The 23746-nt window shown below is 46.4% G+C and carries 11 protein-coding genes; 1 reads left to right on the forward strand and 10 read right to left on the reverse strand.

Annotated features, from left to right (window positions below; translation table 11 throughout):
* Both F7D73_RS10790 and F7D73_RS10795 read right to left on the reverse strand, forming a co-directional pair.
* Nucleotides 1–2940 (reverse strand): family 43 glycosylhydrolase, encoded by a 2940-nt coding sequence (locus F7D73_RS10790; RefSeq protein WP_153124602.1) that lies wholly within the window; start codon nt 2938–2940, stop codon nt 1–3.
* Between the two features lie 183 nt (nt 2941–3123).
* Nucleotides 3124–5760: a glycosyl hydrolase 115 family protein gene (locus F7D73_RS10795; protein WP_228117712.1), complete on the reverse strand. Its 2637-nt coding sequence runs from the start codon at nt 5758–5760 to the stop codon at nt 3124–3126.
* Between the two features lie 412 nt (nt 5761–6172).
* On the opposite strand from F7D73_RS10795, the gene F7D73_RS10800 reads away from it, so the two are divergent.
* Entirely contained in the window at nt 6173–8179 is a 2007-nt protein-coding gene (locus F7D73_RS10800) for a hypothetical protein (protein ID WP_228114438.1), read from the forward strand.
* Here the strand turns inward: F7D73_RS10800 and F7D73_RS10805 are convergent.
* The 8 genes from F7D73_RS10805 to F7D73_RS10840 all read right to left on the reverse strand — a co-directional run bounded on the left by F7D73_RS10805 (nt 8172) and on the right by F7D73_RS10840 (nt 23725).
* The gene (locus F7D73_RS10805; protein ID WP_228117713.1) at nt 8172–10157 is read right to left on the reverse strand and encodes a glycoside hydrolase family 97 protein; all 1986 of its coding nucleotides are present in this window, start codon (nt 10155–10157) and stop codon (nt 8172–8174) included. The genes F7D73_RS10800 and F7D73_RS10805 overlap by 8 nt on opposite strands.
* Before the next feature lie 77 nt (nt 10158–10234).
* The gene (locus F7D73_RS10810; RefSeq protein WP_153124605.1) at nt 10235–14113 is read right to left on the reverse strand and encodes a response regulator; all 3879 of its coding nucleotides are present in this window, start codon (nt 14111–14113) and stop codon (nt 10235–10237) included.
* A gap of 287 nt (nt 14114–14400) precedes the next feature.
* Nucleotides 14401–14802, reverse strand: a complete 402-nt coding sequence (locus F7D73_RS10815; RefSeq protein ID WP_153124607.1) for a hypothetical protein — start codon at nt 14800–14802, stop codon at nt 14401–14403.
* Between the two features lie 24 nt (nt 14803–14826).
* Nucleotides 14827–15492, reverse strand: coding sequence for a hypothetical protein (locus F7D73_RS10820; RefSeq protein WP_153124609.1), 666 nt, complete (start codon nt 15490–15492; stop codon nt 14827–14829).
* A 24-nt stretch (nt 15493–15516) separates the two neighbouring features.
* Entirely contained in the window at nt 15517–17901 is a 2385-nt protein-coding gene (locus F7D73_RS10825) for a glycoside hydrolase family 127 protein (protein WP_153124611.1), read from the reverse strand.
* A 19-nt stretch (nt 17902–17920) separates the two neighbouring features.
* The gene (locus F7D73_RS10830) at nt 17921–20395 is read right to left on the reverse strand and encodes a glycoside hydrolase family 31 protein (protein WP_228117714.1); all 2475 of its coding nucleotides are present in this window, start codon (nt 20393–20395) and stop codon (nt 17921–17923) included.
* A 24-nt stretch (nt 20396–20419) separates the two neighbouring features.
* Entirely contained in the window at nt 20420–22345 is a 1926-nt protein-coding gene (locus tag F7D73_RS10835) for a glycoside hydrolase family 97 protein (protein WP_153124613.1), read from the reverse strand.
* Nucleotides 22346–22378: 33 nt separating this feature from the next.
* Nucleotides 22379–23725, reverse strand: a complete 1347-nt coding sequence (locus tag F7D73_RS10840; protein WP_194256898.1) for a glycoside hydrolase family 43 protein — start codon at nt 23723–23725, stop codon at nt 22379–22381.
* Nucleotides 23726–23746: the final 21 nt, after the last annotated feature.

Here is a 23746-nt window from a genome sequence, read left to right on the forward strand (position 1 = left end):
TTATTTCTCTTTCAAATATTCAAAAGAATCAATATCCACATATCCACCAGCAGCCTTTGTGGCATAGTTATAGATGGCGATACGGGTTCCCATAAAGAGACGGCGATAATCATACTGCATCTTGAAATCCTTGATGGCAGGAATCCAGGTCTTGCCGTCTATACTATATAATAAGGAGGCGAGATCCTGATGAAGACGGAAATCGCAGCTCATCTTCAGATAGATGATGCTTGATTTCGTTGCCTTATCCTGCTTCAGATTCAAAGGCTGGCGATAAACCTCCTCACGTTTCACATCAGTCACTGCCTTTTCCTTTTCAGTCAAAGCTACACTCTCCTTGGTACCTACCACAAAGAGTTTCTTGCCTTCCTTTACGATAGAAAGCAGGGCTGCATCACCCTGGAAGGCTGACAGACCAGCCACATCGCCATCCTTCATCTTGTTTACATCCATCTTGATGATTCCCTCGCAGGTTGGTCCTTCGGTACGGGTACTGATGGTATTGGGAGCCAGGAAGATGTTAGGAACAATACGGGATGTCTTCAGGCGGAGCCAGCCCTTGCGCTCTGTGAGCGACCAGGCATTATCCACAGGATTGTGGTTCCACTGCCACTGCAATTCCAGTTTATCCTTCGAGAAATCGTCGCTATACACGAGTCCCTTACCGTCATATCCCAATACAGGCTTCTGCATCTCGGCAGGAATATTGCCCTTCTCATCGGTCAGTATAGGCCATCCGTCCTTCCAGGTACATGGCTCCAGCGTGAGCACTCTGCCCACACCACCACGGTCTTGGAATACGATGCCATACCAGTTGCCATACTTATCATCTACAATCGTACCTTGTCCCACGCCGTTGAATCCGGCAAACTCCGTTTCCAGAATCACCTTCTTTTCGTAAGGGCCCTGAATGTGATCTGCACGATAACAAACCTCACGACGAGGATGTCCCTGAGGCCACGAAATCATCAGGAGATAATACTTGCCGTTGTGCTTGATCATGCGGGAGCCTTCGAGCAAACCCGTTTCATCAGCATCACGCTCAAAGAGTTTACGATGGCTGCCAGGCACCACATCCGTCAGGTCTGCATTCAGCTGCACCATCTCTCCCGTTCCATAAACCACGTATGCCTTATCGTCGTCATCGAAGAAGAGAGCGGCATCATGGAAATGCTGCAAACGGCTGTGGATAGTCCATTTGCCCTCAATATCATCGGCTGTACAGATATAAGTCTCTCCACCAGGATTATCGTTTGGAGCAAAGAGCGCATAGAACTTGCCACGATGATACTGCAGCGAAGTGGCCCACTGACCACGACCATACACCGTACCCTCCTTCATGTCATACTTAGGTGAATCAGTAAGTTTAGGGAAGATATAGTTCACGGTTTCCCAGTTCACCAAATCCTTCGATTTCATGATAGGCGCACCCGGCATCAGATGCATGGTGGTGCTTACCATATAGAAGCTGTCACCCACACGGATTACATCCACATCAGGCACATCAGCCCAAACCACAGGATTGGCGAAATTCTTCTCAAACTTCCACCAGTCGAAATTGAAGAGTTTGCTTCCCTTCAATCCCTTGAACACGAAGTATATATCATGCTTTCCTGTCACTTTCTTTAGCATTTGTGCCGAGAAAGTCTTCCACTTTTCCCAGCCACCAGTCTTGGTAACATCAAGTTTAGCTATCAGTTCGCCATCTTCCTTATCGAGATGAACCTCCAATGAACCGCCGAGCGATGAGCACGCAGCAGAGATGGCAAATGCATCCGGACTCTCATTTCCGAAATCCACCTCGCGTACCTTGATATAATCGCCTGTATGAATTTCTGAGATATAAACACCCGTCTCGTCGGTCTGCTCCGACTTCACTCCCTTAGAGAAAGCGATGGTTTCTGCTTCCTGGCGCTTGTAAGGATTGAGGGTTGCGATAGGAGCCACTCCTTCCTGGGTATGATGGATGATTGGGAAGGTACCGTCAGCATTATATTTGAATTCTTCCACAGCCACACTGCGTCCGAATCCGCCACCCAGTTTACCCGTATGATAGAAGAAATAAGACTTGCCCTTGAAGTCGGTCACACCGCAATGGTTAGTAAAGGAACCCGTATCTTCCAATGGCATGATTTCGCCCATATACTTCCATGGTCCGAAAGGCTTCTTGCTCATGGAATAAGCGATATGCTCAGGCACTCCACCTGCAGCATAAAGCATATAATAGTTCTTGCCACGCTTCATGAACCAAGGTCCCTCTGTGTAGCAATCTTTATATTTTCGGGTAGAATCGCGCTTCTCCACGTCAGGCGAACCGAATCCCTCCTCAGTCATCACGATTCTGCCCACTTCACGCTTTTCATCAACAGCTGCCTTAGCATCTATACCACCCTTGAAGCTGATCATATCTTTATTCAGTTTGGCATAGTAAAGATGCGGATTACCCCAATAGAGATAAGCCTGACCATCCTCATCCATCCAGACGGTAGGGTCGATATTGTCCCAATTTCCATTATCGAAAAGCGGTTTGCCCAACGCATCCTTGAACGGACCGGTAGGAGAATCAGCCACAGCTACGCCGATAGCCATTCCGCCCGTCAGTTTAGAGTGCGCACAGATATACCAGTAATACTTACCATTACGTTCGATAGTCTGTGCTGCCCAGGCACGGTCGTCAGCCCAGGAAAAAGAACTGAGGTCGAGCGGAGAGCCATGGTCTGTCCAGTTCACCATATCCTTGGTGGAATACACACGCCATTCGTTCATCCAGAAGAAGTCAGCCTTATCTTCATCATGACCGGTATATACATAGAGACGGTCTCCGACAACCAGAGGTGCGGGGTCGGTAGTTAACTGTGTTTGCACGATAGGATTCTGCGCATTCATCGTTGCGCTCATACTCATACACAAAGCCGAAGCTAGCAAAAACTTATTGTTCATTGTTTATCTAAAATTATTAGTTTCTATTTTTGAGTGCAAAGATAGCAATAAAACAGACATTTTACTTTGCTGTATGTTACAAATACTTTGGCAAATCAACCATAGTGTAAGAAAAAAAACGGTGCATTTCAAAAGAAACACACCGTTTTACATCTTTACCTACAAGTTTTGCCCGAAGCGCCCTTACTTCACGTAAGGACTCTCTAGCATTCCTAGATGAGTAGGTTTATACCCACCAAGATTGATGAGTATTTTCTCAAATACAATACCAGGCTGCATAGGACGAAGCCTCAAGGTATGTTCTGCCTTCCCCGTGTTTCCTACAGCCATCCTCACCTTCTTCTCGATGATGCGCGATGCGGCTGTAGGATACATCAAGTCGTACTTATGCTCCCAGTTCAGATTCTGATTCAGCCCTACAATCTCTTCCTTGCCACCATCCAGCGACACTGCCACATAATGACCGCCCAGCACAAATGGCATCACTGCATCGGTAATAAGATGTACATCCACCGAATCCATATCTGCCTTAAATCTCATCTTATAGGTAAGATACGCTCCTGCTGTTGGCTGGGTATATGGAAAGAGAGCTATACCCGACTTCGTTCGTCCTAAACCAGGGATGAGTCTCCACTGCGACTTCTCTGATTCAGCAGGTGTCAGTGAGAAGAGATGCTCTGCCTCCATCACCACCATGCCGCCATCTTGCTCGAACACGTAGCCTGTACTAGGCTGCGTAACGGCAAAAGGGGTACTCTGCTGAATGCGATATACCATAGGCATAACTTGATGCTGCGGGGCATGCCAGTTTTGATAGCCGATATGCACTTGATCCATCATGTGATTCCACTTGCCATTGGCGATATGGTGATTATAATTACCGCAGAGCAAGGAGTCTCTCTTGTAACATTCCTCCACCCTATCTGCCCATGAATTAGCCTCAATACGTCCCTCACGATAGAGTTGCTTGTTCATCGCCAAAGAGTAATACATATCATAGAGATTTGCCATGCCTTGTATTGGGAAGAGAACCAACTCTTGATAGGCATCCTTCGCAGTTTCATCCAGGGTGATATACTGACGCAGGGCTCGTGCCTCCAAGGCCAGGAATTCATCCCGTACGCCCTTAAACTCTCCCGTCTGCAAATTGTATGTCTTGTCATCCAGCAATTCGGCTTGCACCCTAGACGCATATCTTCCATAGCTCATCAAGAGACGAGCAGCCTCTTTCGCTTCTTTATCACCAAACTGCTGGGCACAGAATTCCTGTGCATATTGCTCCAGGTTGCTGGCATCGAAGGCATCAGGATTCCATGCCATGTTCATAAAAAAGTCGATGGCAAACTCATGGGGTTTGATATCACCGACATTGAGCATCCAGAGTTTATCCACACCATGTTGATAAGTGGCTTGCAACTGCTCCCACATCTCGGCGATATGCGACATGGTGAGCCACTTGCTGGCTCTTGGGGCACCATAATAGCCCACGTGATAATACATACCATAGCCGCCCTTGTGGAAATTTTTCTTTCTATCAGGAAGTCGGCGCACATGACCGAAGTTGTCATCGCAAAGCATCACGATGACATCATCGGGCACCTTGAGTCCCTGGTCATAATAATCGAGCACCTCACTGTAGAGTGTCCAGACCTGTGGGGTCTCGGAGGCTGGTTTCCTGGTGACATCAGCTATGATTTTTCGCTGTTCCGAAATGATTTGTTCCATCAGCTGGAAGTTAGCCTCTCTACTACCTGCATCGGTCATCGGACGGTCTTCGTCACCTCTCATACCGATGGTCACGAGCTTGTCGTAACCCTTGCTATTCTCGATTCCCTCTCGGAAGAAACGCTTGATGGCATTCTTGTTGGTCAACCAGTTCCATTCACCATTGCCATAGTTCTTCTTATGTCGAATCCACTCTTGCTGCGAGCGTTGCATCGGCTCATGATGCGAGGTACCCATCACGATGCCATATTCATCAGCCAGTCGGGCATTCTCCGAATCATCCTCATTGAAGCAGTTGCCCTCATACAGTCCGTTCTCATCCTTCAAGATAGGTACCAAAGGCTTGTATTCCTTGAACGAGCCCCACATGGCAGGCCAGAGGCAGTTTGCCTTGAGGCGAAGAAGGAGTTCGAAGACATGGGCATACATCTGGCTGTTCATGCCCCCAAACTTATTTCTAGCCCAGGTGGTCATACAAGGGAACTCATCATTGATGAAGAAACCACGATATTTCACCTTCGGCTCTCCACTCTCCACAGAGCATGGCTTGGCAAAGACCTCCTCATGCTTGGCTATCGGCGCATCCGCCCACCAATACCAAGGCGACACCCCCATCTGTCGGGAAATCTCGTAAATGCCATAGATGGTGCCACGCATATCGCTACCAGCCACCACCAAGGCACGCTCCATACCCTTGGCAGGATGATCAATGGTCTTGATGACAAAGCTCTCCCACTTGCCCTTGAGCGAACGCTCTGGCAAGATGCCTTTCTTGGCAAGGCGAGTAATAGCTTCACTCACTCCGTATGTGCCAATGAGGATGGGATAACGCACCACATCCTCGCCCTGGCAGCACACTCTGGGTGAACGACCCGACACGGTATAGATATCCTTACGCAGGTCTTCCGCTGCTCTTTTCACACCTTGTTTTTCGTGAGCATCCATACAGATACCAGACATCTGAGAGGCGGTGGAAATAGGGAATGCTCCCCCTTGCTGTCGGAAGCTGATAAAGGAATCAGCCATTGCAGTGAGAGCAAACATCACAAAACAACAGGCTAAGAGAGGCCTTGACCATGGAAAGTTGATCTTCATTTGAAATTTCATACTGTAATATTATTAAAATAGAGAAATTATGAAAAATAGAGAAGAAGGGGATTGCCCCACCTATTCCCTTTTTTATGCAAAGGTACAACTTTGCTCCAAGAACAACTTTTCTCCATGTTCCAAACACTTTGGCGTACATTCCCACATCAACAAAAATATGATAAATACTGCCCAATTAAGTCAACATCTAAGACTAAAGCGCTAACATGATGACCTGCCATCTTACCATTAACATAGATCACCTTTCTATATGTTGCAAAAACATCGCAAATTTAAACTTGTAACAAAACTATATATTTAAGGAACATACGAAACATCAATTATATCATTATTTTTATAACTTTGCAAGCACAAACATATAATAATATATAGCAATATGACAAAAATCAAAAATCAGTGCATGGGATTCATGCTCACAGCCATCCCATTGCTTTCGCTCAGCACTCCTTGCATGGCACAAAATCCATATCTCCCACTTTGGGAGCATGTGCCAGACGGAGAACCTAGAGTATTCGAAGACCCTGACAACCCAGGGAAGTACAGAGCTTACATCATAGGCTCTCACGACACATCCTTCAAGTCTTACTGCGGATCAGACATACGCATGTGGTCTGCCCCAACAGAAGACCTCACCCAGTGGAGAGACGAGGGAGCCATTTTTTCCTATCACATCAACAATCAATGGGACACCATGTTTGCTCCCGATTTGGTAGAGATAAAACGAAAAGATGGAACAAAAGATTACTATCTCTATCCTCACTCCCGAGGATACAAGCGTGTGAGAATGGTCTGCAAAGGCAAGCGACCTGATGGTCCTTTCACTCCCATCAACCTCAATGCAGATGGAACGGAAGAGCTGCCAGGCAGCATCCTCGACTTCGACCCTTCCGTATACATCGAGAATATCACTGACCCAAAGGATCCAGATTACGACACAGGATTCAGAGCATACGGCTACTGGGGATTCCAACATTCATCAGCCGCACAACTCGACCCTAGCACCATGTACTCGCTCAGACCAGGTACTGAGCTCATCAAGTACTCGCTGCCAGCTTGCGACGCACAAGGCAACGTAAGAGACCCTAAGGGAACAACCTACCCTATCATCAAGGGACAGAAGCCTACAGATTTCAACTTCTTCGAGGCATCATCCATCCGAAAAGTAGGCAACAAGTATGTGATGATTTACTCCGGCTATTCCGGAAAGGAATACGGATTAGGCAACACCAACTCCACCTTGCGATATGCCTATGGAGACACCCCATTAGGTCCATGGAAGAATGGTGGTGTATTGGTTGACTCACGTGGAGTGGTTCCTAACGAAGACGGCACCAAGTTAATCACCAGCAATGCCGCCCATAACACCCATGGAAGCCTACAAGAAATCAACGGTCAATGGTATGTGTTCTATCATCGCCCACCACGTGGATTTGGGTTTGCCCGTCAGTCTGTCGTTGCTCCCGTTACCATCCAATGGGATAAGAAATCTGTGGAAGAAGGCGGAAAAGTGGTTATCAGGGCATACGATCCATACAACAAGAAAGGCATCTGGACCGCCAAAGCATCCGACAACACAGAATACACGGGAGCAGAAGTCACTTCGGAAGGATTCCAGATATACGGCTTGAATCCATACCACTACTATTCTGCTGGTATCGCCAGCTATCTGAGCAACAACCAAGCCATGCAGGATGCCTGGGACGTATGGAACAACCACATGCCTGTAAACATGAACGCTGGTGACATCGTTGGATTCAAGTATTTCGGATTCGGCGGTCTCAGCAAAGCACAGAAAGGATTGCAACCTTTTGAGGGAACAAAAAAAGGAAACGGCACCCAACTTAATATCTTTGTGAAGGCAAAAACGCAAAAGAGCTTCAAAATCAAAGTAATGATGGATGGTCCATGGGCAAACAAGACATGGAAAGGCAAATTGCTTGGTGAGCTAACGGTTCCTGCCCAGACTTCAGCGCAGGGAATCCAAAAGTTGACACTGGACGTAGCAGACAAGGTAGATGGTATCGGCAAGAAACATGCCATCTATCTCATCGCCGAAGGTGAGGGCAAGCAACTTTGCGAACTGGAGGGCCTCGGATTCACCAAGAAGGGCGAGAACATGGAATGCCCAATATCGCCTACCATCGAAATCAAGATGAACGGCAGAAAACTGGATGTTCCTACCATTCCAACGAGAATGACCAATGAGAATGGCAACTTCGGTTACAATGAGTATGATGTCATCGCCTCTTTGCAAACAGGCGAGAAGAGCGCACCACGCATCACTGCATCATCCGACAACAAGGAGGTGGAGATAGAGATTCTTCAGCCTAAGACCTTGCAAGACAAGGCTTATGTGAAATGCACCTACAAGGGCATCAGCAAGAATTACACCATCCACATCAAATAATACATTCAATACATTCTAAAAAAACGCTTCGCACTTTGTTTGGTGCGAAGCGTTTTTTGGATTTGATAACCATCACAAAGCCACCACGAGGCTGTGCTGTGATATACTCTTTCATACCCCTAACCTTACGGTATGAAATTTTCCAAGGATTTTTTGCCGTTCCGCTATCCTCGAACAAAACAACACGTGAGTTTTGCTTTGTCAGAGAAGATAAATTCAGGGCCAGTTTCAGGGATTCATCCTTGCCATTAATGCCTGCCACATACCAGGTGCTTCCCTTTCTGCGAGCCATCACGACACTTTCGCCCGGATAACCATTGAGCAATCGCGTCTCATCCCATGCTGTAGGCATGTTCGAGATAAAATCCTGCACTTCCTTTGGCTGGGCAAGATAACTCTCCGGCTTATCAGCCCAATGCATCAAAGCCGACTCAAACAAGATTGGCAATGCCAACTCATGAGCATGGGTAGTGATATGCGGATGCTGAGAATCAGAAAAGGTGCAAGGCGTATAATCCATCGAGCCCACGATGCCGCGGGTAAATGGCAAGGTAGCATTATGGCAAGCAGCCTTTTTTGTCAGCACAGATTCATTATTATACCATTCCGCTCCATACACACCCTCGGTAGAGAGCAGGTTGGGATAAGTGCGCTGCCAGCCTCGGGGAACAGTAGCACCATGAAAGTTAACCGTAAGATGATGGCGTGCCGCACACTCCAAGAGGTCGATGCAATACTCCATCGTTTCCTGTTTATCGCCAGCAAAGAAGTCAATCTTCACTCCAGCTACGCCCATTTTCTCCAACCAGGCAAACTCCTTCTCCCTGTTTTCCGGAGCATTCAGTCTATTGTGAGGACCTGGTGCACCCCAAGCCTTAATCCATGCAGTAGAAGAATTATACCAAAGCAAAGGCTTCACACCCCTATCCTTAGCATATTTCAAAGCCTCCTCGATGGTGGCTCCATTCTTCATCTCATCCCATTCTGCATCAATCAATACGTATGGCAGATGCAAGGTCTTCGCCATATCTACATACTTTTTAATGATATTCAAGTCGTTTGAGCCATGGTTGTAAGCCCAATAAATCCAGCTTACACTTCCCGGTTTAATCCATGCAGTATCTTTCAGACGACAAGGGGCACTGACATCAGTTACCAGGGTCGAAGCTATCAGATCCTGCTTCTTTCCAATGACAACCACTCGCCAGGGAGATTTCCAATTACCCGAATAATGCTGTGTGTTTTCATCCAGGAACACATGATAGTCCTCCGGATTCTGCCCATTCTTCAAGGAAGAGGCACTGTTGATTCGTTCTATACCAGCTTCAGTAATAAGAGAGTACACACCATTCTGCTCAAGCAGACAAGGATAGCCCCAATGTTGTTTTCCACCTTTACCGGTAGTGGATAAAGGGAAGAAATTCTCATAAGACTCCGTCCATTCCTGAAACCACCGGCGCGTGCCTTCACTGATATGATAAGTAGTCAAATCCTGCTTGATTGACGTATGCTGCAAACCCTCCAACTCATAACGGAAGGCTACGCCATCGTTATAAAGTCGAACCACCATGCGCAACGGGCGCTGCAGATCATCCCCAAAGGTATAAACTATTTCATTCGCCTCGTTCTTGCATTCACTCTTCTTTCCCATGAGCATCTGATAATGCTCCGAAATATACTTGGGTTTGGAAATGTCTTTCAAGACTAGATTTCTTCCTCCACCATCGCTGGTATTCAAACCATAACCAGAAATATGAAGCACCTGGCTTTCCTTATTTCCTCTACAGGCATCGCGATAAGCTACCTCAAAAACCTTCACCTTATTTTCCTCACCCTCAGCCTTCCATTCAATCTTTCCATTGGGAGAAAAGAAAGTTTCCCGCAGATTCTGGGCAAAAGCTGCGCCCTGCATGGCAAGCAGCCATACAATCAACAGTAACGGCTTTCTGAAAGCCAAGATTTTCGTTGTATTCATCATTATGATTGTTTATTCGTTTAACGCTACAAAATTACGAATAAACAATCATAATGACTTTTTTAAATGTTTCAAATACTTTACTCAGTATATTTTGCCGCATATTCCGAAGGCGACATACCGAAATATTTCTTAAATGCAGTGGAGAAATGACTGTTATTGGCAAATCCCACCATATACGAAACCTGCGTAATGTTGATTTTACGCTCTCTTATCAATCGGGCAGCCTCATTGAGACGGATGTTTCGCAGGAACTCGCTGGTAGGCACACCGGTCATCTCCTTCAACTTACGATGCAGCTGGGTGCGGCTTACGCCCACCTCATCACACATTTTCTCTACATTGAAGTCAGAATCGCTCAAGTTCTCGTTCACTACCTTCATGATACGCTCCATCAGCTCCTCGTCGTAGCCTTTCACCTCTATCTTCTCCACCTTGTCGTCCTGCTTCAAGGCACCACTGAACTTACCCTTCAAGCGACGTACATTGTCGATGAGATTGTCTACCGTGAGATGAAGTTCCTCCAGACTGAATGGTTTTGCCAGATAAGCATCAGCTCCTAGCTTAATACCCTCCAGCCTATCGCTGATTTCAGATTTGGAAGTAAGCATGATGACTGGCACGTGGCTGATATTGGCATTGCCCTTGATATTCCTAAGCAGCGTGATACCATCCATCTCAGGCATCACCACATCGCTTACCACCAGGTCGAAATCATCGGTAAGCAACTGCTTCAGTGCCTCTTTGCCATTGTTGCAGATTACAAAGCGATACCAGTCGCTCAGTTCCGTCTTGATATAGCGGCAGATTTCGATATCGTCATCCACCAGCAGGATTTTACTGTTCTTGCTAGCCCCACTTCTCTGCAGTTTCTTTCCATTCACCACGTAGTCTGAATTAATCTGGCTATCCTTAAGATGTTCTTTTCCCAAAGGCAATTCTATGATGAAACAGGCACCGCTCTTCCCGTCTTCACGATTATGTGCATACACATCACCTCCATGAAGCCTTACGATGGAACGGCAGAGATTCAAGCCGATGCCCGAACCTCCCAGGTGCATATCAGCAGAATTTTGTCCCTGATAGAAGCGTTCAAACAGGGTTTTGGCATCATCGTTCTTTCCCAATCCCTTGCCGCTATCAATCACATACAGGAGCACCTTCTTATCCTGCTTCTCAATGCGGAAGATGATTTCGCCGCCATTAGGCGTATATTTAAAGGCATTAGACAGCAGATTAGCTATCGCCTTATCCAGCTTGTTGCGGTCTATCCATGCATTCACAGGCGTCTCTGGCATCTCCAGCCTGATATTAATACCACGCAGGTTGGCATTATAGGTGAAGAGCGAAACCAAACCCTGCGAAAACTCCACCAGGTTGGTTTCCCTGCACGAGAGGTTCATCTGATGCTTGTCCAGGCGTCTCTTGTCGAGAATCTGATTCACCAGGGTGAGCAGACGCTGTGCGTTTCGGTCGATGGTATCAATATCCGCCTGATATTCCTCAGCATTTCCCAATCGCTCCTTCAATTTCTTCAGAGGCTCCATAATCAGCGTCAGCGGCGAACGGATATCGTGGGTGGCATTGATGAGGAACTGCATCTTAGCCTCTTCCAGATCTCTCTTCTTCATGCGCAGATAAACAATGATAGCGGCAGCCGTGAGGCCGAGAATCAGAAAGAGATAGATGAGCTTCGCCCAAACGGTAAGAAACCAAGGTGCCAGCACATCCAGGTTGATCACCTTTTTATATGTGGAGTACTTGCCGTTGCAATAGATACGCACTTCTATACGATAATGTCCATACGACAAACCTGTGAAGTTGAAGCTATTGTCTCCAGCCGCATTGCTGATCCATTTGCCCCCGTTGATGCGATACTGGAACACGATGTTACCCACGCTCTGATAATCAAGCTGGGAGAAGCTGAGTACTATCGACTTGAAATCAGACGGAACACTCAGATTATCTCCAATAAACGGAGCCATCTTTCCATCAAGCAACACACCCGACAGATAAATGACGGACGTTTTCTCATTATAATCCTTTACCTGAGAAGGCCTAAAATAAGTCAAACCTTCGGAGTTTCCATAACAGATAACCCCATCCGATGTAGAACCTACTACTCCAGCCAGATATTCCTTGGTCAAGAGTCCGTTTCCCTTTTCAAAAGAGAAAAACGACTTAGCTTTACTATCATAACACCAGATACCCTGCGCAGTGCTCATCCATAGGTTTCCCTTGACATCCTTCTTCAGCGAATAAATTCTCAATCCGCTAATACTCTCGGAATGAGGCCAAGGGGTAGTCTGCTGTTTTTTTCTGTCATAGAGATAAAGCCCCATCTCTGTGGCAATAGCAATCTTACCATCCGACAGTTCTAATGTAGAATAGCACGTTTTACCCTCTAACAAAGGCCGAGAAAGAATGATGTCAAAATATCCGGTTTTGGTATCCATGCACGACACACCATTGGCTGTTGCACACCAGAGCCATCCCCGGGAATCTAACCTGATCTCCGATGTCCAGTTATTACAAATGGTTTTGTGTGGACGCTTATCATCCATCAGATATTGCGTCATCTTGCCACTCTTTCTATTCCATACATAAAGTCCGTTGCCCGGGCTCGTAAAATAAATATTACCAGCAGCATCTACCTGCATACCATCTAGAGAAAGTCCATTGGCAGGCAGCAACAACCGGTAAGTCTGATGCTTCCAATCATACTCAAAAATGCCATCACGGCCATATACATAAACATTCTTCCGAAAATCCGAGTACACTTTGATTGGTCCTGCAGGACTTTGCAGTAGCTTGGTATTGCCCGTCTTCTCATCCAAGAGATACAACCCATGATTTTTGACCACAAAAAGCATCAATCCGTCAGCAACTCCCACTACAGACGAAATGGTTTCCATACCAGCCCCCAATTCATCCAAAGAAACCGGATGGAACACATTCTTATCATTATTCGACAAGAAAAGTCCTTTCATATAGCATCCATACCACTGATTACCATCTCTGTCTATCAGCAAATCGCTAATATGCGCATTATCAAAGATAAACGATTGGTTATTCAACTCCACCCGATAAGCCTTTCTGCTTCCATGCGGTATCTTGAAAGTTCCATCTCCCGAAGTACCCAACCATAAATTGCCATACTTATCCAAGGTAACAGCACTGATATATCCTGCCCCCTGATGAGCTGAAAAATCGAAATCGTAGCGTGAGAAGCTATGCGAGGCATAATCATAGCGCATAATGCCGCCCGTATGCGCCACAAAGAACCCCTTCTTGTCTGTGGCATATAATTTACGGATGCCAAACAGATCTTTAGGTTCATATACACTTACCAGTTTGATAGACTTGCCATCGTATTTATATTTTCTCAACACCTTTGTATGATTAGCCTGCCACAGATATCCCTCATCATCGAAGAACAGTATAGCAAAGAAATCATCCACTGAATTTGCAGATTTCCTTGAAAGGCGAGTAACTTTACCTGTAGTCATATCCAACCTATAGGCACCATACCCGGATGTACCTATCAGGAGATTATGCTTTCTATCCTCAATAAGAGAACTTACTCTTATCTTCTCATCTTTCTTTTCCAATACGATATGCTGGAAACTATTGGTAAGATAAGAATATTTATAGAGTCCACGATTTGTTGCCACAAAGAGGAACTCTTTGCTGTAAGGATAGAGTTTTACGATATCATTGTCCTGAATGGTTGTCGTATCGGCAGGATTGCAAAGATAGGTACTGAATTTATAGCCGTCAAAACGATTCAGTCCATAATTGGTACCCACCCAAATGAAACCATACTTATCCTGTATGATACATCGAATCAGGCTACTCGACAGGTCGTTGGATGTATAAAGTCGTCCTGTGACAGCATGAGAAAAGCATGTCAGCATCTGGACGATGCAAATGATTGAAAAGAGCATAAAACGTTTCATTGGCTTATGATTGTATATAATTGTTATTTACATGAATTATTTATCCTGCAAAGTTATTTTTTTTCTGTCAGAAAAAAGAAAAAAAACAAGAATTTGCATTCTTTAGTAGTGTTTTTGCTCAAAAATTACAAGAGAAAAGGTTTATGCTACAAAAAAACGCAATAAGATGACCTTGCAAAACGCAAGGTCATCTTATTTATAACTGGGATTTTACATCCTTAATCTTCGTCATTACCCGAATTTACTTCCCCAAACTTAAAGCTCTTGCTTACATCAATACCCTCAGCTTATTTCTTGATAACCTTTCTGGAAACCTTTCTGCCATTGGCAAGCTGTGTCTGCTCGATAACCATACCCTTGGTCTGAGCGCTGATGCGATGACCCGCTAAATTGTAGGTCATGCTATGGCCATTTCCAAAAACATTGATTGCGTTCTCAGTAATACCAGTACTGGTATCCGCCTTTTTAATCTTCACATTGCCAAGAATAACCGCAGCCCAACCAGAAGACATGGTGAAATAAAGTTCATAGTCACCTTCTTTTTCTACAGTGAAGTTCAAGAAGTGAGCCAGAGAACCTTTCACCACCAGATTGGCATTCTCCTTCAAGTTACCTTCCGAATCCAAGTTCTGTTCCAACAAGACAGACTTATTGTCGCTTATGCCAGCAATGCCAGCATCAAAGGTCACTGCCCCATTCTCGGAACCATCATTTCAATAAGAAGAGTTGAAAGAAAGCTGGTATTTGCCAGGAATCAAGTGCAGACGATGCCCATCATACAAGCCATAAGAGAGTTTGCACTGGTCGAAGTCACGAGCACTGAGATAGAATCCTGTATTGAAATCACCACCAGCCACGAAATCCTTGATACGAGCACCACCCGTATTGGCAGCGCCGTTCGCTTTCTCATCGCTGCGGCTCCCATCATTCATGCTATTGATGCGCTTCCACCCAGCAGGCACGCCTTCACCTACGTTGATAACCTCGTCTTCCCAATTGTCAGAGAACAACACCTCACCCTTAGCCTCGCTAGAATCCTCATTATCAGGAAGATCGAGCTTATACTGCTTGAAGAAGTTCCAAAGCTCGCGGGTAGAATAGACTGCATTAGGATCATCCGAATGCCAATGTCCCTTACCATCAATGGCGATGAGAGTAACCTCTGTACCATCCACCTTATTGATATAGCGAGTACGAGTGGCGGCAGCATAACTCATGGATGCAGGATAAGGACGAATCACCTCTGGATTATCCACATCACAACCTTCATAAGCAGCCCACTTCTTGACATAATCGTCAATCCTACCATAGCCACCAGCGGCATGGTTTGGATCGCCGCCCCATTTCACGACATCATCTCCCGTGCCATGGATGTGCATAAAATCTAAAAATAAATTCTACAATTAATTCTTCACAAGTCTCACACCATAAATCTGTCCTACCTGCTTGCCCTTGTGAGCTACAAACTTCACTCTTACTTCCTTCTTGCCCTTAACAAACTCTGAAGGAATGGCATAATCAACGGTCTTAAACTGTGTGGTGCGCCAGCGATGACTGTTGTTCACGCTGCAAAGCAACTTGTCGTTGACATAAATATCAAACTCACTTGTACGCCATTCATCCTGTCCCCAGAACTTGAGCTGGAGACTAAGGTTAGTCTCTCCCTTGGTCTGCATCAGATAGCTGAAATAATGGCCATCCTTTGCATCACGGAAGAATACACCTTCTGTATTACCCTTGTCCGAATTATCGGTCTCCATACGATGGTCAGTCTCCGGCTGTTGTTCTCCAGGGCTCACCTTATCCACAGTTCTAGCCTCCAAAGCCTGACGGGCATTTTCCTCATCAGCCAACTTCTGCATATAAGCCTTGTACTCATTCTCGCCAAGTGCCAACCAGTACATCATATATCGAGAATCGTGAATTTCGAAGAACGGCTGCAACTCGCCTTCGATGGCATTCTCCATGTGGGTGGCAAGTTTAAAGTGCAATGGCTTGCCAGGAATTGGCTTCAGGTCTTTGGCAATGTCGTCGAGATGTTTCGGCAACAGAATAGGAGCCTTGTCAAGAGCCAGTTTCTTTCCACCGGCATACTGTCCGAAACGGCTGTCATCAGCAATGAGCGAACGCATATCCTCCGTTCCCGTCTTCATGCCGAGCAGGATAGGACCATACATGATTGCCACATACTGAGGCACATTGATCATCGGTTTGATGTAAGCGTGCATAGGCATAGAAATCTTTACCTGGTCACCCTTCTTCCATTTGCGCTTCATGCAGACAAATCCATTCTCCTCATAGCTATCGGCATCAAAACCAACACCCTTCACGGTGAAGTTTTCACACCAGGATGGCTTGCGGACTTTCAGGATGAAAGTTCCCTTACCCTTGGCTACTTCTACGACTGATGACTCAGCATACGGGAAGGCAGTCTGCTGACGAATCACCATCTTTCTATCCTTCCAATTCAACTCGGAAGCCACGAAGAGATTCACATACAGAGCATCATCCTCCGCCTTCACACCCTTATCGTGCGTCCAGACAAACTGTCCATACTTTCCGTGGTCTTCCATTCCTGTTCCCACGCAGCACCACATCGCCTCATTAGGAGCAGAATAGTTGCGGTAATGGCGAGGACGGGCGGAAGTGAAATAGACATAGCCGCCATGTTGCGGATGCTGGGCAGAGAGGATATGGTTGAACATCGCAGTCTCGTAAAAGTCGCCATACATGCCATCAGGCTTTACTCGATTCAAATCCTCGGTAAGCTTCAGCATATTATAAGTATTGCAAGACTCCGGTCCATCGATGTCGTTGATATAGTCGATGCAATTTTCCTTAGTCGGGAAGTGCTCTCGCCTGCTGTTACCTCCCAAAGCCAGCGAACGCTGACGTGTCACAATTTCCCAGAAATACTCGCTGGCATTGTGATATTGCACATCATGAGCCAACTCAGCGATGCGCTGATAGCCGATAACCTTCGGAATCTGCGTATTGGCATGCATATTGTCAAGGCAGTCCTTGCCGTTTTCCAGAGGAACGAGCAACATTCTGTGGGAGAAGCGGCGGGCACAATCCAGATATTTCTGCTCTCCGGTAATGGCGTATGCATCAGCAAGCACCTCGTTCATGCCTCCATGCTCGTTGCCGAGCATTTTCTCCATCTGTTCGTCGTTCAGATCACGCGTAATGTCCACAGCCCAATCACAGAACTTCAGAAAGAGATTCTTTGCCTGTTCATTGCCGCAATAGAGCCATGCATCACGAAGACCTGCATACATCTTATGAATGTTATAGAAAGGTGCCCATGTTCCGAAGTAAGGTCCGAAATCGCCCTTACTGAAAGCTGTCCACATCTTAGCACTATTCGGAACACCACCTATATAGTTATGACACCAGGCTTCAGGACGTTGATTGTTGGCATCAAGCACCAGCTGGAGTTCGGATATCATATATTCCATGCGCTTGCGGCACTCTTCATTGCCTGTGGCCGCATTGATGGCAAGGGCCGACAGATAATGTCCGCCCACATGTCCGTCCAGTCCATCCCAGTTGGGATAAGAAGGTTTGCGAGGCTGCAAGCCTGCCTCCTTGCGATAAGGGGCCAGCATACGATCGCAATCATATTTCAGGAGCACCTGCACGTTCAAGTCGCGAGCATGCTTCAATGGTCCGTCCAGAAGGGTGATGTCGCCCAGCGGGAACTCATCCTTATATAGTTTATCTTGCGCCACAACACCCAAGGCAGGCGCAATGCTCAACAGAGCAATCATTAGTTGTTTCTTCATATTTTGATATTATTTCTATTTAGTTACCCATTACTACTTTCAGAGCCTTTCCCTTATATGTAACCGTATTCTTGGTTCCGTCAAGGAGTTCGATGTTGAGCTGTCTTTCCTTCACCATATTTCTGTAACTTCCCTTTCTCGCTGAAATTTCCAGAGTTTTAGCCTTGTCATTCCAATGCAGACGATAAGTGGCAAAGGCGTTCTTCTCATAGGCATAGCCATCACCGGCATCCTCGTAGATTTCAAAGTCGGCATCTGCTCCGGGATATATCTTGATAGTATAAGGTGCATCTGGCTGTTCTCCTGTAAATTGCTGACAGACTGCAAACGGAATGATGCTTCCTGCTTTCACATAGAGAGGAGAATGTTCTATAGGAGCTGCCGCTTCTATCCATCTGCCTCCATCCTCATGCTTGCCTGTCCAATAGTCATACCAGCCAGCATCTGTTTTTGGAAGATACACCTTTCTGCTTGCCTCTCCATACTGCATCAATGGCTGGGTCATGGGGGCTACCAGGAAGGATGGCCCCATCATAAACTCGTCCTTGATATCATGAACAATGGAATCAGAGGCAAAGTCAAATGCCAGGGCTCGTGCCAGGGTGTAGCCATCTCTTGTCACTTTCGAAGCCAGCGAATAGGTATATGGCAACAGTTCGTAGCGTAACCTGATATGGTTGACTATACTCTCGTAGAAAGGTTCGCCCGGATTGCCGAATCGCCATACCTCTCGGGGAGTATCGGTGCCATGACTTCGAAGCATAGGCAGGAAGGTGGCAAACTGAAACATTCTCGTGTACAGTTCACGATAGGCAGGGTCGTTGCACCCTTTAGGGAACTCACCCTTATAGAACCATCGGTTCCATTTGTCAGGACCTACGAAGAAAGCACCTACATCAATCGTCCAATAAGGACATCCCGTAGCCATGAAATTCAAGCCTGCAGGAATCATCTGGGCAAAACTCTTCCATGAGGCATAAGTGTCTCCGTTCCAGGTGATGGTAGAAAAGCGCTGCTGACCGGCATACGAAGAACGGGTCAGATTAACAACTCGCTTCCCATCGGTCACCGCTCTCTGATGTTCATAGATTCCCATTGCATGATAAAGAGAGTAAGTCTGGCTGCGCTCTGCCCCCAGCATATCACTCAAAGCCCGAGTGTTGAGTTTCCATCGCTCGGCATGGTTCTGATGGCCATAACCCTTGCGCATCGGATTGTTCCAGTCGCCATCCACAGGTTCAGAGGAATCGCACCACCACGCATCAAACCCATTCTTGAAGAACTCGTTGTTGGCATAATCCCAATAGAGCGAACGGGCCTTCGGATTGTAAGCGTCATAAACAGAACCACCCGGCAATATCCATCCCCTTTTCTTGAAATCATCGTTCTGAGGACAGAACTGCGCATTGGGCCAGATAGAAATCATCAGCTTGCAGTTCATGGCATGGAGCGAATCTGCCAAAGCCTTCTTGTCGGGATAAAACTTCGTGTCCATCTTCATCTCTCCCCAATGCCCTGCAGGCCAGTAACTCCAATCCTGTACGATCATATCAAGCGGAATCTTGCGCTGGCGATATTCTCTGACGATGCTCTCCAGTTCCCTGGAACTGCAATAGCGTTCCTTCGACTGGGTATAGCCGAAAAGATACTGCGGCATCATCGGGCACTCACCTGTAAGCTGGCGATAATTGACAACCACCGCATCCATGTTGTGTCCCTTCATCATGTAATAATCAATTTCCTGCGCAGCTTCCATTTCCACATAACTGCTATCTGCCACATTATTATATATCATGGCACAGCCTGCATCAAAGAGCAAGCCATAACCAGCCGTAGAGTTGAGCACCGGTACCATCGCCTTCAGGTTGTGCTGACAAAGCCACATCTTCTTGCCACGCAGGTTCATGTAGTCCTCTACATGGGATCCCAAGCCATAGATAGCCTCATCCTTCTTCCAGTTGAAGTTCATCTGATAGCGATAAGCCGAGCCCAGCGTATCCCGCTTCAGCACGTCCATTTCCTCAACATCGCCATTTGCCGTATGTACCACTCTACGGGTTTTCTCGTCAAAAGTCACCTTTTCCTGATAAACTTTCTGTGAAGAACGAGGATTCTTCAGGTTTTCTGACAGGAGCAGATGGTGCTGATGGTCGAAATAACTGATGGCTCCCGAAGACTGGTCAATCTTAACCACCAGACTATCTGATGTCATGGAGAGATAATCCTTTCCATAACGCAGTTTTATTTTCTTATCCTTGCGCGGCACACACACATCCGTACCATTACCGGCAAACTTACCCTCTGGCTGGAATCTAACTCTTACCACATCCGGCTTGACAAACTGCACCAGCAACTTCCCATTTCCCTTTTGCCATTCCAAGCCATTGAATACGGCATGAACCTCTCCAGCACCCATATTCCCTGCCGAAGCAACCACGCTGAAAGGCATAAAACCTACAACGGCAATAACTTTACGAAATAACGAATTCATCATTTTCTTATTTACTGATTACATTTACTATTTGATAACCATCACAAAGCCACCACGAGGCTGTGCTGTGATATAATCTTTCATACCCCTAACCTTACGGTATGAAATTTTCCAAGGATTTTTTGCCGCTCCGCTATCCTCAAACAAAACAACCCGTGAATTTTGCTTTGTCAGAGAAGATAAATTCAGGGCCAGTTTCTGGGATTCATCCTTGCCATTAATGCCAGCCACATACCATGTGCTTCCCTTTCTGCGAGCCATCACGACACTTTCGCCCGGATAGCCACAGAGCAAGCGCGTCTCATCCCATGCTGTCGGCATGTTCGAAATAAAATCCTGCACTTCCTTTGGCTGGGCAAGATAACTCTCCGGCTTATCAGCCCAATGCATCAAAGCCGACTCGAACAAGATTGGCAAAGCCAACTCATGAGCATGGGTAGTGATATGCGGATGCTGAGAATCAGAAAAGGTGCAAGGCGTATAATCCATCGAGCCCACGATGCCGCGGGTAAATGGCAAGGTGGCATTATGGCAAGCAGCCTTTTTTGTCAGCACAGATTCATTATTATACCATTCCGCTCCATACACACCCTCGGTAGAGAGCAGGTTGGGATAAGTGCGCTGCCAGCCGCGGGGAACAGTAGCACCATGGAAATTAACCATAAGATGATGGCGTGCCGCACACTCCAAGAGGTCGATGCAATACTCCATCGTTTCCTGTTTATCGCCAGCAAAGAAGTCAATCTTCACTCCAGCTACGCCCATTTTCTCTAACCAGGCAAACTCCTTCTCCCTGTTTTCCGGAGCATTCAGCCTATTGTGAGGTCCTGGTGCACCCCAAGCTTTAATCCATGCAGTAGAAGAATTATACCAGAGTAAAGGCTTCACACCTCTATCTATGGCATATTTCAAAGCCTCCTCGATGGTGGCTCCATTCTTCATCTCATCCCATTCGGCATCAATCAATACGTATGGCAGATGCAAGGTCTTCGCCATATCTACATATTTTTTAATGATATTCAAGTCGTTAGAGCCATGGTTGTAAGCCCAATAAATCCAGCTTACACTTCCTGGTCGTATCCATGAAGTATCTTTCAGACGACAAGGGGCACTGACATCAGTTACCAGGCTAGAAGCTATCAGGTCCTGCTTCTTGCCAATGACAACCACCCGCCAGGGAGATTTCCAATTACCCGAATAATGCTGTGTGTTTTCATCCAGGAACACATGATAGTCCTCCGGATTCTGCCCGTTCTTCAAGGAAGAGGCACTGTTGATTCGTTCTATACCAGCTTCAGTAATAAGAGAGAACACACCATTCTGCTCAAGCAGACAAGGATAGCCCCAATGTTGTTTTCCGCCTTTACCTGTGGTAGATAAAGGGAAGAAATTCTCATAAGACTCTGTCCATTCCTGAAACCATCGGCGTGTGCCTTCACTGATATGATAAGTAGTCAAATCCTGCTTGATTGCCGTATGCTGCAAGCCCTCCAACTCATAACGAAAGGCTACACCATCATTATAAAGGCGAACCACCATGCGCAACGGGCGCTTCAGATCATCCTCAAAGGTATAAACTATTTCATTCGCCTCGTTCTTGCATTCACTCTTCTTTCCCATGAGCATCTGATAATGCTCCGAAATATACTTGGGTTTGGAAATGTTTTTCAAGATCAGATTTCTTCCTCCACCATCACCGGTAGTCAAGCCATAACCAGAAATATGAAGCACCTGGCTTTCCTTATTTCCTTTACTGGCATCGCGATAAGCTACATCAAAAGCCTTCACCTTATTTTTCTCACCCTCTGCCTTCCATTCTATCTTTCCATTGGGAGAAGAGAAAGTTTCCCGCAGATTCTGGGCAAACGATACCAAACTGCACGATAAGAGAAGTGCCAAGAAAGGCACTCTCTTATTGAACTCTACATTAACCAAATTTTCAAATAGTTTCATAAAACTCCAAATAGTAATTATTAAACGGAACTCTTACTCCCCAAATTTCCACCAGTCCAGGAAGAAGAGGTTCTGCTTCTGGATGTTGCCTCCCTTGAAGACGAAGTAGAGGTCGTATACACCCTTTATCTTCTTCACCCGGGTAGAGAAGGTTTTGTATTCATCCTTGGTGTTCTTGATATCCACCTTGCCGATGCACTGGCCGTTTACCCCATCAAGACGGATTTCGATGCTGCCGCCAAACATGTGGCAAGAGGCAGAAACCTCAAACTTACTTGCACCCTTCTTGAAGTCAACACCCTTCACGAGGATATACTCATCCTCATCAACATTCGTAACCACCTGGTTCCATCTGTCCTTCTGCGCCCATTCGTTCTTAGGCTGCGTTTTCAATCCATAGCCCCAAGCCATCGTCTCAGCCTCAACCTGGCGATAAGGGTTGAACCATTCTATCTGCTCCAACTTGCAATCCTGGAAGTATGGCAACTCCTGGATGGTTCCGTCAGGATTGTAAGTCATTTCGGCTGCAGATACCGAACGCTGCTCGGCATGACGTCCCGTCTTCAAACGGAAGATGTCATAATTCAAGCCGAAGCAATAGCTCTTGCCCTTATAGTCGATGATGCCCGGATGATTGCCACGAGTACGAGGCGTATGGTTCATGATATGTCCCTTATATTCCCACGGTCCGAGCGGATTCTTGCTCATCGCATAACCGATGCCCTCAGGACAGCAGGTAGAAGCATAAGCCAGATAATAATTGCCATTGCGCTTCCAGAACCAAGGACCTTCCTGATAATCCTGAATCTTCGGGAAGTGCATGATGGAATCAGAATAAGAAATCATGTCCTCGTTCAGTTTCACAGCCTTCAACTCTGGGTTGCCCCAATACATGTAAGCCTGGTTATCATCATCAATCCATACGGTAGGGTCGATGTCGAACCAGTCTCCTTCCCATGCCAAAGGCTTTCCGATAGGATCCTTAAACGGTCCGAATGGACTATCAGCTACCAACACTCCGATGCCATGACCATGGATAGGACAATACATATACCATTTGCCATTGCGCTCGATGACCTGCTCTGCCCAGGCACCATTTTCACCCTTGAACCACTTGAAGTCTTTCAATGAAGCCACGGCACCACGGTCTTGCCAGTTTACCATATCCGTTGAGGTATAGAGCAGCCAGTCTTTCATCAGGAAACCCTCAGCCCCATCCTCATCGTGGGTGGTATAGAGATAAACCGTATCGTTGTGCACATAAGGTGCAGGATCGGCTGTGTACTTGGTCTGGATGATTGGCAAGTTGATGTTCTGTGCTGTTGCAGCAGTTCCCATGCCAGCCAAAAGCAGGGATAAAATCATTCTGTATCTGGTCATTTTATGATTTAAATTAATTAT

It is taken from the genome of Segatella copri, assembly GCF_009494395.1.
GTDB lineage: Bacteria > Bacteroidota > Bacteroidia > Bacteroidales > Bacteroidaceae > Prevotella.

Bases quoted from the DNA above. Each gene is read 5' to 3' on its own strand.
- F7D73_RS10790 (WP_153124602.1), bottom strand. From the start codon at position 2,940: ATGAACAATAAGTTTTTGCTAGCTTCGGCTTTGTGTATGAGTATGAGC.
- F7D73_RS10795 (WP_228117712.1), bottom strand. From the start codon at position 5,760: ATGAAGATCAACTTTCCATGGTCAAGGCCTCTCTTAGCCTGTTGTTTT.
- F7D73_RS10800 (WP_228114438.1), top strand. From the start codon at position 6,173: ATGGGATTCATGCTCACAGCCATCCCATTGCTTTCGCTCAGCACTCCT.
- F7D73_RS10805 (WP_228117713.1), bottom strand. From the start codon at position 10,157: ATGATGAATACAACGAAAATCTTGGCTTTCAGAAAGCCGTTACTGTTG.
- F7D73_RS10810 (WP_153124605.1), bottom strand. From the start codon at position 14,113: ATGAAACGTTTTATGCTCTTTTCAATCATTTGCATCGTCCAGATGCTG.
- F7D73_RS10820 (WP_153124609.1), bottom strand. From the start codon at position 15,492: ATGCACATCCATGGCACGGGAGATGATGTCGTGAAATGGGGCGGCGAT.
- F7D73_RS10825 (WP_153124611.1), bottom strand. From the start codon at position 17,901: ATGAAGAAACAACTAATGATTGCTCTGTTGAGCATTGCGCCTGCCTTG.
- F7D73_RS10830 (WP_228117714.1), bottom strand. From the start codon at position 20,395: ATGATGAATTCGTTATTTCGTAAAGTTATTGCCGTTGTAGGTTTTATG.
- F7D73_RS10835 (WP_153124613.1), bottom strand. From the start codon at position 22,345: ATGAAACTATTTGAAAATTTGGTTAATGTAGAGTTCAATAAGAGAGTG.
- F7D73_RS10840 (WP_194256898.1), bottom strand. From the start codon at position 23,725: ATGACCAGATACAGAATGATTTTATCCCTGCTTTTGGCTGGCATGGGA.